22 protein-coding genes and 2 pseudogenes are annotated in these 16,691 nt (G+C 33.7%); 17 read left to right on the top strand and 7 right to left on the bottom strand.

Features of this window, described 5'->3' with window-relative positions:
• The first annotated feature begins 81 nt into the window (after positions 1 to 81).
• Positions 82 to 444, top strand: coding sequence for a PH domain-containing protein (locus CO726_RS13745; RefSeq protein ID WP_099684618.1), 363 nt, complete (start codon positions 82 to 84; stop codon positions 442 to 444).
• 177 nt (positions 445 to 621) lie between these two features.
• Positions 622 to 981: pseudogene (locus CO726_RS13750) on the top strand (lytic polysaccharide monooxygenase); the annotation flags it as partial.
• Positions 982 to 1,111: 130 nt separating this feature from the next.
• On the opposite strand, the gene CO726_RS13755 reads toward CO726_RS13750, so the two are convergent.
• The 3 genes from CO726_RS13755 to CO726_RS13765 form a co-directional block, all read right to left on the bottom strand.
• A complete protein-coding gene (locus tag CO726_RS13755) occupies positions 1,112 to 1,546 on the bottom strand; it encodes a GNAT family N-acetyltransferase (RefSeq protein ID WP_099684619.1) in 435 nt (144 codons plus the stop codon).
• A gap of 105 nt (positions 1,547 to 1,651) precedes the next feature.
• Positions 1,652 to 2,314, bottom strand: a complete 663-nt coding sequence (gene rpiA, locus CO726_RS13760; RefSeq protein ID WP_099684620.1) for a ribose-5-phosphate isomerase RpiA — start codon at positions 2,312 to 2,314, stop codon at positions 1,652 to 1,654.
• Positions 2,315 to 2,318: 4 nt separating this feature from the next.
• A complete protein-coding gene (locus tag CO726_RS13765) occupies positions 2,319 to 2,639 on the bottom strand; it encodes a 2Fe-2S iron-sulfur cluster-binding protein (RefSeq protein WP_099684621.1) in 321 nt (106 codons plus the stop codon).
• A gap of 143 nt (positions 2,640 to 2,782) precedes the next feature.
• Between CO726_RS13765 and CO726_RS13770 the strand changes: the two genes are divergently transcribed.
• Together CO726_RS13770 and clpP are read left to right on the top strand one after the other, a co-directional pair.
• Positions 2,783 to 3,469 carry an RNA polymerase subunit sigma-70 gene (locus CO726_RS13770; RefSeq protein WP_099684622.1) on the top strand — a complete coding sequence of 229 codons (687 nt, stop codon included), beginning with the start codon at positions 2,783 to 2,785 and terminating at the stop codon, positions 3,467 to 3,469.
• A gap of 21 nt (positions 3,470 to 3,490) precedes the next feature.
• Complete coding sequence (gene clpP / locus CO726_RS13775) at positions 3,491 to 4,072, top strand: ATP-dependent Clp endopeptidase proteolytic subunit ClpP (RefSeq protein WP_099684623.1); 582 nt, start codon at positions 3,491 to 3,493, stop codon at positions 4,070 to 4,072.
• A 44-nt stretch (positions 4,073 to 4,116) separates the two neighbouring features.
• On the opposite strand, the gene CO726_RS13780 is transcribed toward clpP, so the two are convergent.
• Positions 4,117 to 4,974, bottom strand: coding sequence for a glycine betaine ABC transporter substrate-binding protein (locus tag CO726_RS13780; protein WP_099684624.1), 858 nt, complete (start codon positions 4,972 to 4,974; stop codon positions 4,117 to 4,119).
• Between the two features lie 171 nt (positions 4,975 to 5,145).
• On the opposite strand from CO726_RS13780, the gene CO726_RS13785 reads away from it, so the two are divergent.
• Positions 5,146 to 6,351 (top strand): quaternary amine ABC transporter ATP-binding protein, encoded by a 1,206-nt coding sequence (locus CO726_RS13785; protein ID WP_098760291.1) that lies wholly within the window; start codon positions 5,146 to 5,148, stop codon positions 6,349 to 6,351.
• On the top strand, positions 6,344 to 7,180 hold the full coding sequence (locus CO726_RS13790) for an ABC transporter permease (RefSeq protein ID WP_099684625.1): 837 nt from the start codon (positions 6,344 to 6,346) through the stop codon (positions 7,178 to 7,180). The genes CO726_RS13785 and CO726_RS13790 overlap by 8 nt, the downstream gene beginning before the upstream one ends.
• Positions 7,181 to 7,228: 48 nt before the next feature.
• Here CO726_RS13790 and CO726_RS31485 read toward each other — a convergent pair whose 3' ends face one another.
• Positions 7,229 to 7,465: a hypothetical protein gene (locus CO726_RS31485; protein WP_136699624.1), complete on the bottom strand. Its 237-nt coding sequence runs from the start codon at positions 7,463 to 7,465 to the stop codon at positions 7,229 to 7,231.
• Between the two features lie 218 nt (positions 7,466 to 7,683).
• Between CO726_RS31485 and CO726_RS13800 the strand changes: the two genes are divergently transcribed.
• The 7 genes and pseudogenes from CO726_RS13800 (at position 7,684) to CO726_RS13830 (ending at position 11,157) form a co-directional block, all read left to right on the top strand.
• Entirely contained in the window at positions 7,684 to 7,851 is a 168-nt protein-coding gene (locus tag CO726_RS13800) for a glycine zipper domain-containing protein (RefSeq protein WP_136699626.1), read from the top strand.
• A 40-nt stretch (positions 7,852 to 7,891) separates the two neighbouring features.
• Entirely contained in the window at positions 7,892 to 8,443 is a 552-nt protein-coding gene (locus tag CO726_RS13805) for an HIT family protein (RefSeq protein WP_136699628.1), read from the top strand.
• Positions 8,421 to 9,251 carry a PP2C family serine/threonine-protein phosphatase gene (locus CO726_RS13810; RefSeq protein WP_099684627.1) on the top strand — a complete coding sequence of 277 codons (831 nt, stop codon included), beginning with the start codon at positions 8,421 to 8,423 and terminating at the stop codon, positions 9,249 to 9,251. The genes CO726_RS13805 and CO726_RS13810 overlap by 23 nt, the downstream gene beginning before the upstream one ends.
• A 68-nt stretch (positions 9,252 to 9,319) precedes the next feature.
• Positions 9,320 to 9,643: a DUF4181 domain-containing protein gene (locus tag CO726_RS13815; protein WP_099684754.1), complete on the top strand. Its 324-nt coding sequence runs from the start codon at positions 9,320 to 9,322 to the stop codon at positions 9,641 to 9,643.
• A gap of 28 nt (positions 9,644 to 9,671) precedes the next feature.
• Positions 9,672 to 10,114, top strand: a pseudogene (locus CO726_RS13820) (NUDIX domain-containing protein).
• Between the two features lie 22 nt (positions 10,115 to 10,136).
• Positions 10,137 to 10,517, top strand: a complete 381-nt coding sequence (locus tag CO726_RS13825) for a DUF4181 domain-containing protein (protein WP_099684628.1) — start codon at positions 10,137 to 10,139, stop codon at positions 10,515 to 10,517.
• A gap of 43 nt (positions 10,518 to 10,560) precedes the next feature.
• Entirely contained in the window at positions 10,561 to 11,157 is a 597-nt protein-coding gene (locus CO726_RS13830; RefSeq protein ID WP_099684629.1) for a uridine kinase family protein, read from the top strand.
• A gap of 35 nt (positions 11,158 to 11,192) precedes the next feature.
• On the opposite strand, the gene CO726_RS13835 is transcribed toward CO726_RS13830, so the two are convergent.
• Entirely contained in the window at positions 11,193 to 11,702 is a 510-nt protein-coding gene (locus CO726_RS13835) for a GrpB family protein (RefSeq protein WP_099684630.1), read from the bottom strand.
• 41 nt (positions 11,703 to 11,743) lie between these two features.
• Entirely contained in the window at positions 11,744 to 12,589 is an 846-nt protein-coding gene (locus tag CO726_RS13840) for an oxidoreductase (protein WP_220389086.1), read from the bottom strand.
• 136 nt (positions 12,590 to 12,725) lie between these two features.
• Between CO726_RS13840 and CO726_RS13845 the strand changes: the two genes are divergently transcribed.
• The 4 genes from CO726_RS13845 (at position 12,726) to acoA (ending at position 16,681) form a co-directional block, all read left to right on the top strand.
• Positions 12,726 to 13,685 (top strand): helix-turn-helix transcriptional regulator, encoded by a 960-nt coding sequence (locus CO726_RS13845; protein ID WP_099684632.1) that lies wholly within the window; start codon positions 12,726 to 12,728, stop codon positions 13,683 to 13,685.
• 110 nt (positions 13,686 to 13,795) lie between these two features.
• Positions 13,796 to 14,992 (top strand): MFS transporter, encoded by a 1,197-nt coding sequence (locus CO726_RS13850; protein ID WP_099684633.1) that lies wholly within the window; start codon positions 13,796 to 13,798, stop codon positions 14,990 to 14,992.
• Between the two features lie 41 nt (positions 14,993 to 15,033).
• On the top strand, positions 15,034 to 15,513 hold the full coding sequence (locus CO726_RS13855) for a DinB family protein (protein ID WP_099684634.1): 480 nt from the start codon (positions 15,034 to 15,036) through the stop codon (positions 15,511 to 15,513).
• A 169-nt stretch (positions 15,514 to 15,682) separates the two neighbouring features.
• Positions 15,683 to 16,681: an acetoin:2,6-dichlorophenolindophenol oxidoreductase subunit alpha gene (acoA, locus tag CO726_RS13860; RefSeq protein WP_099684635.1), complete on the top strand. Its 999-nt coding sequence runs from the start codon at positions 15,683 to 15,685 to the stop codon at positions 16,679 to 16,681.
• Positions 16,682 to 16,691 lie beyond the last annotated feature (10 nt).

Here is a 16,691-nt window from a genome sequence, read left to right on the forward strand (position 1 = left end):
TGCTCTTTATCCTGTATGATGAAAATGAGGATATTCTAATATTATTATAGCTAATAAAAGGGGAAGGTAGGAGGAGTTGTCATGAAAAACTTAAAAACGGCTATGACGTTGGTACAATCACATCTTAATGAAAATGAGATTATTGAAAATAGCCTATATGGAATGTTTCAATATCAAGTATTTGGTATGGGTGGTCAAAGAAAAGGGATATTGGTCGCTACAAATGAACGTATGTGTTTTTATACAAAATATTTAGGAAGTGAAACGTTTAAAGTATTTGATTATGCCAAAATTAATTCGATAGAGGTAGAAAAAGGGTTATTAACAGGAAAGAAAATCATTTTTTATCATGATGGCGAACGTGAAGTGATGAATTTAATTGAAGAAGGTGACTTGGAGGGGTTTGCAGTATTTGTAAAAGAAAAAATTATGATCTTGAAATAAAGAAGTTTGTTTTTTAAATTCGCTTCTCAAATTAAACAATATTATTATTTGTTAAAATCGAAAACATTAAAACAAAAAACAAATTTTAAATAACTTCAATAACCTCCCATCAAACAGTTTGATGGGAGGTTATTGCCTTTCTGAAGATAAAAATAAAGAGCTTTATTATCCTTATACATAGAAGCTCCAAAAGGGTTCCCGCAAGGCGGCCCGGTTGATGGGCAAATCGCTTCTGCAGGTGGTAAATTTGGTGGTATTTTAGATCAACAAACAGCCGATCGTTGGTTTAAAAATACAATCACATGCGGGGAAAATACATTTACTTGGAAGTATACAGCGCCTCATTTAACGAGTAAATGGCATTACTATATCACAAGAATTGAAAGCGCTTCATATGAAGAGTGGGATGCAAAGAAAGCATATGAAAAGGGCGATAGAGTTCTACACGAGGGAAAAGTATATGAAGCAGTCCAGAGTTATAAAGGAAAGGGGGATCTCAACTGGATTTATGCCTTATCATTATGGAAAACAATATAAGCTTTACCTAGGTATGAACTGAGAGATAATGGGCTTTGATGCAAAAGGAAATCTTGAGAATTCACTTTTCTATTAATAAAAAAGGGTAGTATATGACTACATAAAGTAGTTTCATATACTACCCTTTTTATTATGATAACATTTTCGTCATAAGTATATGTGGAATACCGTCTTCCATAAATACATCAGAAGAAGTTTGATAACCTAATTTTTTATAAAATCCTTCAGCTTGTGTTTGGCCGTGTAGTTTTACTTTTGTTGCTTCTTTTTTTCGAGCAATCTCTTCTAATGCTTGAATAATTACTTTACCTAAACCGTATTTACGATAGTCTTTTAAAATGCAAATGCGCTCTAATTTTCCAGCACCATCAACAAATCGTATACGACCTGTACCTACAGGGAGCTCGTTATAATAAACTAAAATATGTTTACAATTCTCACCGATTTCATCAAATGTATCAAATTCATCTTCAAGTGGGACACCTTGTTCTTTTACAAATACTTCTTTTCGAATGTGAAAGGCAGTTTCTAAATCTGTAAGTTCTGTTATGAGTTTGGAATGCAAATTGTTCAGCCCTTTCTAGTGTAATGTGCTTTTGTTTTCATAGTATATCATAATGATACGACATAAAGAGAAAATAAAAAAGCTGACTGTAAGAGTCAGCTTTCATTATAATTCCTTTATCCCATTTTTTGTTCCAATAATCGCCTTACTAGTCATATTAACAAACAAGCCTGTTTCAACTACACCTGTAATCATTTTTAATTGAGTGTGTAAATTGGCAGGATTAGTTATGTTATGAGGGAATACACAATCTATAATCATGTTATTGTTATCAGTAATAAAGGCTTCATTATTTTTTAAACGTAACGTTGTTTGGCAACCTAAAGCTTGAATTTTATTTTCGGTTTGTTTCCATGAAAAAGGTATGATTTCAACAGGTAATGGGAAAGTACCTAAACGGGTCACAACTTTTGATTTATCAGCGATAATTATAAGTTTGTTGGAGGACGAGGCTACAATTTTCTCTCGAAGTAATGCACCACCGCCACCTTTGATAAGCTGTAAATTAGAATCAATTTCATCCGCTCCATCAATTGTAAGATCAAGACTTTGTACGTCGTTTAACGAAATCAGGGGGATGTTTAGTTGCTGTGCTAATGCTTCTGTTTCCTTTGATGTCGGTACAGCTTGAAATGATAGTCCTTCTTTGACACGTTCACCTAATTTTTGTATCGCCCAGTATACAGTAGAACCTGTTCCAAGCCCAACTTTCATTCCATCTTTTACATAGTCAGCAGCATATTCACCTGCGAGCTGTTTTAAATTCATCACTTTACTCCGCCGGACGTGGTCCAGCATCAAGACTTGAATTTTCAACAGTAAGTACCGGACGAACGACTATATCTTTATGTACGCGCATTTGACACGATAAGCGTAAATGATCTTCAATTCCTTTTTCCGTCATCGCATTCTTTTCATTCGTACTCACTTCACAGAAATCACCTGCTATAATTTCTACTCTACAAGTTGTGCAACGTGCTTTTCCTCCGCAACGATGAAGTATGTGTACACCGTTGTCTTCAATCGCTAATACTAATTTTGTGCCTTCTTTTACATCAAACGTTCCCGCACCTTCAATTGTTAATTTTGGCAAATTTGTTCCTCCTCACGTAAAATTGTACATAACATATTTATGACCGCGAATTATTGAACATAAACATAATTTTTTTATATGCCCCGTAACTTTTTTATTTGTTGAATCGTTAATTAAGTAAGCGCTGAAAAGGAGTGGTTATTTTGTGCACAAAAGTAACTCATATTTTAAAAAATCATATCGATATGAATCATTCAAATATAAACTTTTTAATTGAGCAATACGGAGAGTTGAAAAGGTACTGTACATTTTTAACGAAAAATAAATGGGACGGCGAAGATCTTGCCCAAGAAACAGTTTGTAAAGTTCTTCAAAAATATAGTAATAAAGATATTTGTATGACACTTGTATATAAAATAGCTAGAAATCGTTGGATAGATCAGATGAAATCAAAATCAGTTCATGAAAAAATAAGAGACCCAATTACTTTTGAAGAACCACAAGAGAACATTGCAGATTTGCATGAAATGGTAGGGAAAGTATTATCGTCATTAAATGTACAGCAATCCGCAATTTTATTATTAAAGGATGTTTTTCAATATAGCATCGCTGATATTGCTAAAGTATGTTCGGTATCAGAAGGTGCAGTGAAAGCTTCTTTATTTCGGAGTAGAAATAGGCTGAAAACTGTAAGTGAAGAAGGGATTGAAGTAGTCGAATTCACAGATGATATGGAAGTTGTAGTAACGTCTATTCGTGAGGAGAGACCGGAATTATTAACGAAACTGCTTCCGACGATAGATTTTACTAAGTTACCATCTAAACAGCCAGTCTTATTATTTAATGTGAAAAAACCTTCTTCCTACAGTTGTATGCTTTGCGTTGCATAACAATTATTGGAGGGATATAAAATGAATGCAATTCCATATGTTGTAGAACAAACGAAATTAGGAGAACGTTCCTATGATATATATTCAAGGTTATTGAAAGACCGTATTATTATTATCGGTTCAGAAATAAATGATCAAGTAGCGAGTAGTGTCGTAGCTCAATTATTATTTTTAGAAGCAGAAGATGCAGAGAAAGATATATTCTTATACATCAATAGCCCCGGAGGTTCAACGACAGCAGGTTTTGCCATATTAGATACGATGAATTTAATTAAACCAGATGTACAAACGCTATGCATGGGCTTTGCAGCATCATTTGGTGCATTGTTATTATTATCCGGTGCCAAAGGAAAACGGTTTGCGCTCCCTAATAGTGAAATTATGATTCATCAACCGCTTGGTGGTGTAAAAGGGCAAGCAACAGAAATTGAAATTACAGCAAAAAGAATATTGAAATTAAAGCATGACATTAATAAAATTATTGCTGACAGAACAGGACAGCCAATCGGAAAAATAGCACATGATACGGAAAGAGATTATTTTATGACAGCAGAGGAAGCTAAAGAATATGGGATTGTTGATGGGGTCGTTGAGAAAAAATAACATAAAACAGGCTAGAGAATATACTAATTCTCTAGCTTGTTTTATTAATCTTTTACCCATTCATCAACTAGCGCTTGATTCTTTTCAATCCATTTTCGCGCCGCTTCTTCGGGATCTTTCGTTTTATTTAACATGACCATTAATGTACCAAGCTGTTCATCGTTCATTTTCCATTTGTCAAAGTATTTTACGATATCCGGATGATCTTTTTCGAAACCTTTACGGACAGAGTAATAAATGTCATCTTTTTCACCATATACTTTCTTAGGGTCTTTTAAATATTTTAAGTCAAATTCTGAAAAGCCCCAATGCGGATTCCAAAGCGTAACAGCAATTGGTTTCTTTTTCGTATATGCTTTCTTTAGTTCACTCATCATCGCAGCTTCAGAAGATTGGACAAGTTTTAGCTTTATATCATATTCCTTCATTGCTTTATTCGTTAAATTCATAAGACTGCTACCGGGTTCAATCCCGACAATTTTATTTTCTAATTCATCTTTATGAGCATTTAAATCTTCGATACTGTTTATGTTTTTCATATAAGAAGGTACGACTAAACCTAGTCCAGTTCCTTCATACCATTTAGATTTTAAGACAATATCATCTTTATAACGATCGTTTAGCGGTTTATCCGTAACGGGTAGCCATACTTCTAAATTAGCATCAACATCACCACGAGCAACACCAGTCCAAATCGCAGCTTTTTCTAAATACATGAGTTCAACTGTATAGCCTTTTTGTTCTAGTAATACTTTCCACATGTTTGCAGTTGCAATATTTTCTTTCCAACTTGTTACACCTAGTTTAATTTTTCCTTTCGAATTTGCATTTGTTGCATTACATGAAGAGAAAATCATAGTAATAAATAATGCAAGGCATATAAGCCATATTTTCTTTCTCATTGAAAACCTCCTAAGAAACGTTTGCCTTTTTAAATAAATGTATAAGTAAGCATTCTTATTATGAACGGAAACGAGAATTTTAAAGAAATCTTATGAATGTCATTTTTATGTAATATTTCTTTGTAAAATCGCAACACTATGTGAATAGATGGGTAGAAAAGGAGTAGTGACATGGATAATACAAAGGTGCGTGTTGAAAACGTAACAAAAGTATTTGGGAAACACCCGCAAAGAGCCCTTTCCTTATTAAAAGAGGGAAAAAGTAAATCAGAAATTTTGAAAGAGACAGGAATGAACGTTGGTGTAAAAAAGGCAACGTTTGAAGTATATACTGGAGAAATTTTTGTGATTATGGGTTTGTCTGGTAGCGGAAAATCTACGTTAGTTCGTATGTTAAACCAATTAATTAGACCAACAGCGGGGCATATATACATAGATGGTGAAGACATCGCAACGATGGGAAAAGAAGAGTTACGAAGAGTGAGAAGAACGAAGATGAGCATGGTCTTTCAGAAATTCGCTCTATTCCCGCATCGTACCGTTTTGCAAAACGTGGCATATGGATTAGAAATACAAGGAGTACCAGTAGAGGAACGAGAGAGAAAAGCGTTAGAGTCTTTGAAATTAGTTGGACTAGACCATCATAAAGATAATTATCCAAGTCAACTTAGTGGTGGTATGCAGCAGCGTGTTGGCATTGCAAGAGCGCTTACGAATGATCCGGATGTTTTACTTATGGATGAATCATTTAGTGCATTAGATCCACTTATTCGAAAAGAAATGCAAGATGAGCTGTTAGAGTTACAAGACAAAATGGAAAAAACAATTATATTTATTACGCATGATTTAGATGAAGCACTTCGAATTGGAGATCGTATCGCATTAATGAAAGACGGAGAGATTGTTCAAATTGGAACACCGGAAGAAATTATGATGAGCCCTGCCAATGAATTTGTAGAGAAATTCGTGGCGGATGTGAATTTAGGAAAAGTAATTACAGCGGAATCTATATTAAAACGACCGGAGACATTATTAATTGATCGTGGACCACGTGTAGCACTTCAAATTATGAGGAATGCCGGAGTTTCTACTGTATATGTTGTAAACAAAAAATATGAATTTTTAGGTATATTAACTGCGGATGATGCAAGTAAAGCAGTTCAAAAACAGTGGCCGATTGCTGATTTATTACTTAACGATATTCCGCACGTGTATTTAGATACTTTACTGGAGGAAACGTATGCAAAAATGGCGGAGATGAAATATCCGTTACCAGTAATCGATGAGAAGAAAAGGCTAAGAGGAATTATTAAACGTGAAAGTGTCATTCAAGCTCTTGCAGGCAATATTGAGGAAGAGGTGAAAGACGATGAATAGTATACCACGTATTCCTTTAGGAGAATGGGTTGACTCATTTGTTGCAAGTTTATATGAGCACTTTGAAGGCTTGTTCCGAGGATTCTCTTATATTATCGGCGGATTCGTTGATTTACTCACTAATTTTTTAATAATAATACCAGCTATATTGATGATTATCATCCTTTGTTTCCTCATTTGGTACACAACGAGAAAAATATCTTTAGTAATTTTTACACTGATCGGGTTATTATTTATTTTAAATATTAACTACTGGGCACAAACAATGCAAACATTAGCTCTCGTACTTACATCTGTTATTATTTCAATCATTGTAGGTATCCCAATCGGTATTTTAGCTTCGCAAAATGAACGCTTTTCAAAATTTTTAAAACCGACATTAGATTTTATGCAAACAATGCCGGCTTTCGTATATCTTATTCCCGCGATTACATTTTTCGGAGTAGGTGTAGTACCGGGGATTATTGCATCAGTAATCTTTGCAATGCCACCGACAATTCGTTTTACTGATTTAGGAATTAGACAAGTTCCAGAAGATTTAATTGAAGCAGCGAATGCATTTGGCTCAACCGCATCACAAAAATTATTTAAAGTACAATTACCACTCGCAACTGGAACAATCATGGCTGGTGTGAATCAAAGCATTATGCTCTCTTTATCTATGGTAGTAACAGCATCACTTGTAGGAGCACCTGGACTTGGCGTCGATGTATATCGTTCTGTAACACAAGTTAATATCGGAATGGGATTTGAAGCCGGACTAGCTATTGTTGTCATTGCGATTATATTAGACCGCATTACACAAGGATTTCATCAAAAAAGAAGATAAAAGGAAAACACACTTTATTATACAAAGTGTGTTTTTTATTCGAAAAGATTACATACGAACAATAACAGAACCGCCAGCTGGTGCACAAACTTGATTTTGCTGTTGTTCCATTGATTTAATTAAATGATTATTTTCTTCGATTAATGAGATTAGTTTCGCTAGTTGACTTTCAAGACTTGCAATACGCTGCATCATATAGTGAGAATTATGATGTAGTGTATTCCTTACTAGATGAGGGGAATAAACATATGGTTGATTTAAATGTGGATTCCAATGAGGATACATTTGAATCGTTCCTCCTTCAATAAATTACGAATCTTTCTTATAGTAAATGCCTATGTATATTTAATGGTTACTTGAAATTTTTTCATTGTAAAAGGAGTATGTACAGAAAATGGAAAATATAATATGTGAAGTTAAAGTGCATTTTTTGGAAATATTCAAGTGAGATAGTGAATATAATTAATACATTCAAGTAATTGTATGTTATTTAGGGAGAAATGATGGGAGGAGATGCAATTTTGGCTAAAAATAATAAAAGAAATGATGCCTTGGCAATAGGTGTCGCTATAGGGGTTGTAATCGGTGTATTTCAAGGGTTCTTTACTAACAATTTGGTAATCGGAATTGTGATTGGAATTGTAATTGTGATTGCGTTTTTGAAGAAATAATGAGGTGTAAATTCATATCAAAAATTCACGTATCAAAAGAATGAATTTTCGGAATATAAATCTTGTTTTTCCTTTTTTTATGATATTATATATAAAAAGGTTGGTGATGGATATGTCAACAAACAATCAAGTAGAACAAAACTGCTTTATTTGTGAAAAACATAAAGGAAATATTATAGTTCCAGGTGGTGCTATTTATGAAGATGATCTTATATACGTTGGACATGTCCATTGGGATAGAGAAGAAACATATCTTGGTTATGTAATGATAGATATAAAAAGACATGTACCTGGTCTTGCTGAACTAACAGATGAAGAAGCGAAAACGTTCGGACTTATAACAAGTAGAATAAGTAAAGCACTAAAAGAAAGTGAAGGTGTAGAACATATTTACACTTTTGTTTCAGGGAATGGTGTACCACATATGCATATGCACATCATACCGCGTTATCAAAATACACCCAAAGAGTTTTGGTCACCAACTGAAGTAGCGAAATGGACTGGTGCGCCATATGGTGACGCAGAGAAAATCAAAAAACTATGCGAAAGAATACGTAAGTATATGGTGAATGAATATGCATACAACAAATAATAGACAATATTCATGGGTTGGAAATACGGAAATGTGTTTAGACGAAGTTTCGGTAAAGCAATATGGTGATATAGTACTTGGTAAATACGGTGGGAATATAATTGCCGGAGCAAAAAAGAATGAAGACGGTGCTTTAGTTTGGTCGAATAATGATTGGGAATTCGCGGTTATATTAGACGGACATAATAGTGCAGAAAGTGTTGATTTAGTAGTAAATACAATCCAAAAAGAGTATGAAAATATAAAAACGATTATGAAAGAGCCAATTGAAACTGTGTTTCGATCTGTTGAAAATCATATACTTACAATTTTTCAATCTTCTTCATTTAAGGAAAATTGCCAAAGAATTAAAGGTGAAACAGCTTGCTTACTATGTGCAAGAAAAGAAAACTATATATGGTGGCTATCTATTGGAGACTGTTTAGTTTATGTATTTCATGAAGAGTTACATAAGTTAGGACAATATGCATTAAATCAACGTCATTTTTACGAATGGGTTGGTAATATAAATACTTTTGATTTACCTGTACCTTGCTATTCATCAGGAATTCGCGAGTTACGTACTGGCAACAATCGAATTGTAATGGTGACAGATGGGGTATTAGAATGCGGAGAACGTCGATATGAAACTCCATCAAATCTTTATAATGATATGAATGAAAATAATATAGAGCTTAATGAAAATGTTCACAATGTTTTAAAATACGTTCATCATCAATTCGGACGAGATAGTGCGACAATTATTAGTTGGGACGTAGAAAACAAAGGGAATGCTACGTATCCGAGTGATCAACCGGATAAAAGGTAAAGGAGGAGACAACACTGTTTTTGGTTAAAGTAATTTTATTAATATTATGGATCATATTTTTAGTTGTTTTGGAAAAAGTAGTGAGAAAAAAATTAAATATACCGAAACAAACAGAATGGAATAGTAAATATGTAAACCACTTTCATAAATGGGGCACTAGGGCTCTTATCATTTCTTATATAGTTATTACGACGATATGTGCCCCTTTAAATCCTATTTATATTAGTAATTTACCCATTTTATTTTTAATAACTTTATACTGCTTTCAATCATATATGGAATGGAAATTTGATAAAGAATCGAGGGAATATGTCATTTCTTTAGGAACCGTTCCATTATTAATAATAACAGGAATTATACTTAATCTTTTCTTTTATAACTATTGGATTTAATCATATGTGGAATGAATGAGGAGACAAAATGAAAATGCCTAAATTACGCGCTGAAGTAATGATTTTAAATGAAAATCATTCTAAAGTACTTGTACAATGTGATTTAAGAGAAACATTTTATCGTTTTCCAGGAGGCTCTATTGAATTTGGTGAAACTGCAAAAGAAGCAATAATGCGAGAATTAATGGAAGAATACGATTTGAAGATTGATGTTCAAGAGTTAGCCGTTGTAAATGAGCATATTTTCGAGTGGAACAACGAAAAAGGACATCATTGCACATTGATACATTGGGGGGAACTGTTAAAGAGAGGGTTATAAATGAAATAAGGCATAAAGAATATGAGGATATTATATTAATATGGAAGAGCATAGAGGGATTAAAGGAGAAACCTACATATGCTGAAGGGATTGTAAGTTATTTAGAGGAGAATAACCGAAATATAGTCCACTTTATTTCTAAATATATATAAAGTAATAGGGAGGAGAAGAACAATAGGTACCTCTACAATTTTAATTATTATTATTGGACTGGGTATAGGTGGTTACTTTTTAGAACAGTTTTTAAGAAGAAAATTAAATATGGAGAAAAGAGGTTTCTTTGGATATAAGCATGTGAATAGTTTACATGTAAAATTAGAAATAGGGCTTATTATTATTTATGTAATAGGTAGTTGTTATTATATGTTTAAATTTGAAAACGCTAAAATGGCTTATGTCATGTTCACATATTTAGGGGTATCATTGACTTTAAGAGCATGGATGGAATGGAAGTATGATAGAGAATCAAAAGAATATATACTTTCGATAACGGGAATGGTTGCATTTATATTGATGCTCTCGATACTATTTTATTTAGTTCCACCTGCTGCATAACAAAATGCTTATTAATGGAAGAGAGATAGGAGGATGGACTAAGTTGGATTTAAATGTGATCTTACAAAGAATTTATGAAAAAGGTAAAGAGCAATCACTACAAATAATAGGTATTGATGGTTGTGGTGGCGCAGGAAAAAGTACGTTAGCTAATAAAATAAAAAGTAAGTTTTCCACTGTAACGGTTGTACATATGGATGATTTTTATTTACCATCTGCACAAATTGTAAATGAACATCCTACGAATAAATCGATTGGTGCGGATTTTGATTGGAAACGTCTTTTACAAGAAGTTTTAGATCCGATTAGTAATGGCGTTGAAGGCTGTTATAAACGTTATGATTGGGAAACGGATTCTTTAGCCGAATCTCATATTGTCCCTGCAAACGGAATTGTTATTATAGAAGGTGTATATGCAACGCGTCAGGAGCTGGTTGAAGTGTATGATTTGAAAATATGGGTGAATTGCCCTCGTGAAACACGGATAAAAAGAGGGATTGCTAGAGACGGGGAAGCAGCGCGCGATATGTGGGAAAACAATTGGATGGTTGCTGAAAATATGTATGTAGAAAGTCATAAGCCACATAAATTGGCAGATTTTATTATTGATGGTACAAATCATGAGATAACTAATAAATAAGAAACCATTTACTACTAAATGGTTTCTTATTTAAATTAATCATTTATTTTGGCTAATATCGATGTAATAAAATTTGTTTTATCCTCTGCATATTGATGTTTATCATTAGGATTAGCTCGTGAAAGTTGAATCTTTAACTGTTCATACTGTATACGAGAAGTTTTGTTGTCTATTAAGTAATCTCTGAATTGTAATTGTTCTATTAAATATTTGTTCCTGTGTTCATACATATGAATTTGATGAGTTCGTGGCTTGCCTTTATTAAAATAGTATCTTTCAGGCAGTACATCTTTTCTATACTTATAATTTAGTAGGTCTAACTTTTTAATACATTTCAAACCGTCCGTATAATCTTCTAATTCGATTGCTATATCAATAATTGGTTTTGAACTTAAATGTGGAATAGAAGTACTACCAATATGGTGTATTGCTAAAATATGTTCGCCAATTTGTTCTTCAATGAATTGTTTCTCTTTCATAAACTCGATTTCCCATTCTGCAGTCCACGGAGCTAAAAATACTTTTCCATATGGTAAACCTAACATTTGTTTAGCATCTCTTTCAAAATGGTTTTCAATAAAGGTAATTACATCTTCTTAAAGCTTCTCAAAACAAGGTATTCCCACAATCTCCAAGGAAGAATCTTCTTCGCAAAGATCATAAATTTTACACCTTTTCCAATTGGATATCGTAAATTAGTACGCTTAGATTCAGCAATTTCAACGATTTTATTGGCAACATCTATCGGATTACCAAATGTATCACTGCCGCTATTAATATGTTTTTGTATTTTATCCATATATTCTTTGTAAGGAGAAGTAGTATCAGATTGATTTGTAGCTAGTTGTTTACCAACTTCCCAAATATTCGTGTTATAAGAACCTGGTTCAACTAAAGCAACATCTATTCCGAAAGGTTGTACTTCTAAACGAAGGGATTCACTCCAGCCTTCTAATGCATATTTTGAAGAAACGTAAGGGGATAGACCAGGGAAGCCAACTTGGCCACTAATGCTGCTTATATTAATGATTTTTCCATTTTCTTGTTCTCTCATATAAGGTAAAACAAGCTGAGTGATTGAAATAGCACCAAAAAGGTTCGTTTCAAATTGTTTACGGTATTCCTGTACTGGAATGTCTTCTACAAAACCTCCATTTGCATATCCTGCGTTATTAATAAGTAAGTCTACTCTGTTTATTTCTTTTATATATAATTGAAAGTTATGTATAGAGTTTTGATCGGTTACATCTAATTGTTGAACTTTAATGTTTTGCTGTAAGTTGAGTTGAGTAACTTGAGATATTAAGTTCACTTGTTTTTCAAGGTTTCTCATGGTAGCGATAACTAAATAGTCTTTTTTCGCAAGTGCAATTGTTGTTAAAAGACCGAACCCACTTGAAGCCCCGGTTATAACTGCGATTTTTTTATTCATTTTTTGCTCGCTTTCTTTTTCTTTTATCATAACGAGTTATATAGGGAAAAGCTATTTATTGTATAAAGATATTTGTTATAATTGAAAATAATTATCAATTATTTGTTGATTCATTTATAAAAGGAGCGTGAATTTCATGAGGGCTAACGGTTTTCATGATATTTTTCATAAATATTTTCATGGATTACAAATGGCAGATGAAAAACATATGAATGTACCCAAAACATTAGGTAAAGGTGAAGTACGAAGGTGGACCTCGTTTTCTGGAATGGAAATTGTGTTATCAAACTTTCAATTCTGTAATAATCACCATATTCAGTTTGAATCAGATGCAGCAATGGTGGAGCTTAATTTTTGTTTGCAAGGTTCTGCAGAAGTACAAGTAGGGCGCTCTTCTTATGAATTAAAGACTGGAAATAGTTATTTATATTTTATGAATAATTTTGAAGTAGTATTTGAATATGAAAAAGAGAAGCCTTTATATTCATTAGCTATCGGAATCCCTGTACCATTGTTTAATCATTTTATACTGGATTATACGGATGAAGGAATGCTTAATTTTCACACTATATTAGGTAATCACTCCTTTAAAAAGTTGCAAAGTCCAATTGACTCTCTATCAGCTAATATAATTTCAAAAATGATAGAGTTGCCACATCAAGGTCGTATATATCAATTAGAAATTGAAAGTAAAGTGCTTGAATTACTCTCCATACATTTTGGTAGATTTTTGCTAAAGAATCGTGATGAAATAAAACGAAGAGTTTTATCAAAAGGTGATATAGATAAAATAAAACGTGCTGAAGAAATATTAGTGCAGCGGATGGAATTACCACCATCATTATTAGAATTAGCTAAGTTAGTAGGTTTAAATGATTATAAATTAAAACTGGGATTTAAAGAGTTATTTGGCACATCCGCATTTGCATATTTAAGAGAACAGCGAATGGAACGGGCGATGTTTTTATTGCGTTCTGGAACTAGTAATGTAACTGAAACGGCAGTCGCTATTGGGTACAAAAATATTAGTCACTTTTCAGAGTCATTTAAAAAGAAATATGGAATAAATCCTTCTGAAATTTTACGTATGTATTAAAAATCCGCTATACCGTAAACTCCTCCGTCATTTGGTAGTTTCTTTTTGTAATGGTCATTATAATTACAATTAACATCCAATTGCAAATAACTTTTTATGGGGGAATGTAAATGAACGAACGGAATGAACATCACTTTTGGGTATTTGTATTAATAGGAATGTTCCTGATTATAACAACAACTGGTTTTGCACGTATGGCATATGGAATTATATTACCATTTATGCAAGAGGGACTTCGCTTATCTACAGCTCAATCAGGTATGTTAGGAACTATACTTTTTTTAGGCTATTTATTAACTGTAGGAACATCTGGAATATTTACTATCCGTTTTGGCGCAAAATCCGTTTTATTAATAGGGAGTTGGCTTGTTGTTGTAAGTTTATTGGGATTAGCTTTTGTTTATTCATTTTGGCTAGTCGCTATTTGTATGCTATGTGCTGGAGCTGGTAGTGCTCTAGTATATACACCACTCATGTCAATAACGGTAGGATGGTTTCCAGACAAAAGAGGAACTGTGATGGGGCTGCTATTAAGCGGTGCTGGCATAGGTATGCTATTTAGTGGGATAATTGTTCCTTATATAGTACGTACATTTCCTGAGTATAGTTGGCGTGGTGTGTGGTTTTTGTTTGGAGTTATTACATGTATCGTAGTATGTATCGCTTCAATTATTTTGAAAAATCCTGATGTAACCGAAGATGAGGAAAAAAGGAATCATAAATCGTTTTTATGGAAAACAAAAGAACTATATGTTATTGCATGGATGTATTTTATTGTGGGCATTGTTTACTTAATTCCGAATTTATATCAAACTAGTTTTATGATTGATAGTGGTATTTCGGCACCAATGTCGGGAACCGTTTATGCAATTGCTGGTATGTTTTCAATTGTAGGAGCTCCTATCTGGGGATTGATTTCAGATAGGATTGGCATAAAGAAAACGTTATGTACTGCACTTTTATTAGCTGTAATAGGTGATATGACGCCAATCCTTTTTGGAAACATAATGGGTTTTATTGTATCGGCAATAATTTGGGGTTCTAGCCTCGGTGGTATTCTTTTATTAATTCAAGTTGCAGCATCAAAACAAGTATCCCAAAAGTATGTATCAATGGCAATTGGTTTTATATCTGTTTTTTATGCAGTTGGTCAAATGATTGGACCAGGACTTGCAGGCTGGATTATTGGGACAAGTGGTTATACAGCTGCTTATGGATTAGGTGCTTTCGGTTTCTTTATGTGTATATGTATGGGATTGCGTTTGAAAAGAGGAAATCTTACAAATTCAGCGTATTTAGAGAAGTGAGTATTGTCATGAAATGAATCTTTTTAAAGGAGGGACGAAAAGTGGTACATGTGAAAGATGTATTAGCAGATCAGTTATTAGCGAATGCAAACGATCCTAGTTGGTATATTCCATTTTCAGATGCGGTTAAGGATTTATCTGAGAGAGAAGCTTTCTGGAAACCGAATGAAGAGAGTAATAGTATAGCTGAGATTGTACAACATTTATTGTATTGGAACTCAACGTGGCAAACTAGGTACAAAGAATCGAATGTGAATGCTGTGCCCGCTATTGGTGATAATAACAAAAGTTTTATGCTTTCAAATAATCAAACTTTCGATGAATTAAGAGAAAAACTACTAGAGAAGCTCTTACAATGGCAAAAGCTTATAAATGAAGAAAAGGTTGAAAGTGATATAGTTGGATTTCCTGTTTCTGCAAAGTGGTGGGAAGTGTTAGCCAATGTAACAACTCATAATGCATATCATATTGGTCAAATTATTTACATCCGGAAGTTACAGAAGAGTTTTGATAAGGAATAAGATAATAATTCTCAAATTAGGTGAACAAAAGTGGACAAAACGAGACAGCTGTCTCATTTTGTCCACTTTTTTATTTTTAAAAGGCAGAGAAAACCTATTAAATTAAGGATTGGAAATTGGCACGGTACTTGCAATATAAAAGACGAACAAGAAAATAGGAGGGCTGGACATGTTAAAAACAACTGAAAGTAAAGGGAATGAAATTACGAAAGAACAAGCTCGTTGGATGTACGAAAAAATGTTAGAGATTCGTAAGTTTGAAGATAAGGTGCATGAATTGTTCGCACAAGGCGTTCTGCCAGGTTTCGTTCATTTATACGCAGGTGAAGAAGCGGTAGCAGTTGGTGTATGTGCCCACTTAACGGATAGTGACAGTATTACAAGTACGCATAGAGGCCATGGGCATTGTATCGCAAAAGGCTGTGATTTAAATGGTATGATGGCTGAACTTTTTGGGAAAGCGACTGGGTTATGTAAAGGTAAAGGCGGTTCCATGCATATTGCTGATTTAGATAAAGGAATGCTTGGTGCAAATGGAATTGTAGGTGGCGGTTTCCCACTTGCTTGCGGTTCGGCATTAACAGCTAAATATAAAGGAACAAAAGATGTAAGTGTGTGCTTCTTCGGTGACGGTGCGAACAATGAAGGGACATTTCATGAAGGGGTTAACTTAGCGGCGATTTGGAAGTTACCAGTTATTTTTATCGCTGAAAATAACGGTTACGGTGAAGCGACGACATTTGAATACGCTTCAAGTTGTGATTCTATTGCCGATCGTGCAAAAGCGTATAACATTCCAGGTGTTCAAGTAGATGGAAAAGATCTACTTGCAGTATATAAAGCAGCGGAAGAAGCAGTAGAACGTGCGCGTAATGGTGGTGGCCCAACAATAATTGAATGTATGACATATCGTAATTACGGTCATTTCGAAGGTGAAGCACAAACATATAAAACTTCAGAAGAAAAAGAAGAACATTTAAACGAAAAAGATGCGATTGTGAATTTCCGTAAGCATTTAATTCATGGAGCTTTATTAACTGAATCTGAGCTTGTGGATATGGAAAAGGCAGTAGATGAAGCGTTGCGAAAATCGATTGAATTTAGTGAAAATAGTCCATATCCAGAGGATGAAGAATTATTAAAAGATGTATACGTTTCTTACAAATAAGAGGAGGGTG

Origin of the sequence: Bacillus fungorum (genome assembly GCF_002746455.1) — a bacterium.
Taxonomy (GTDB): Bacteria; Bacillota; Bacilli; order Bacillales; family Bacillaceae_G; genus Bacillus_A; species Bacillus_A fungorum.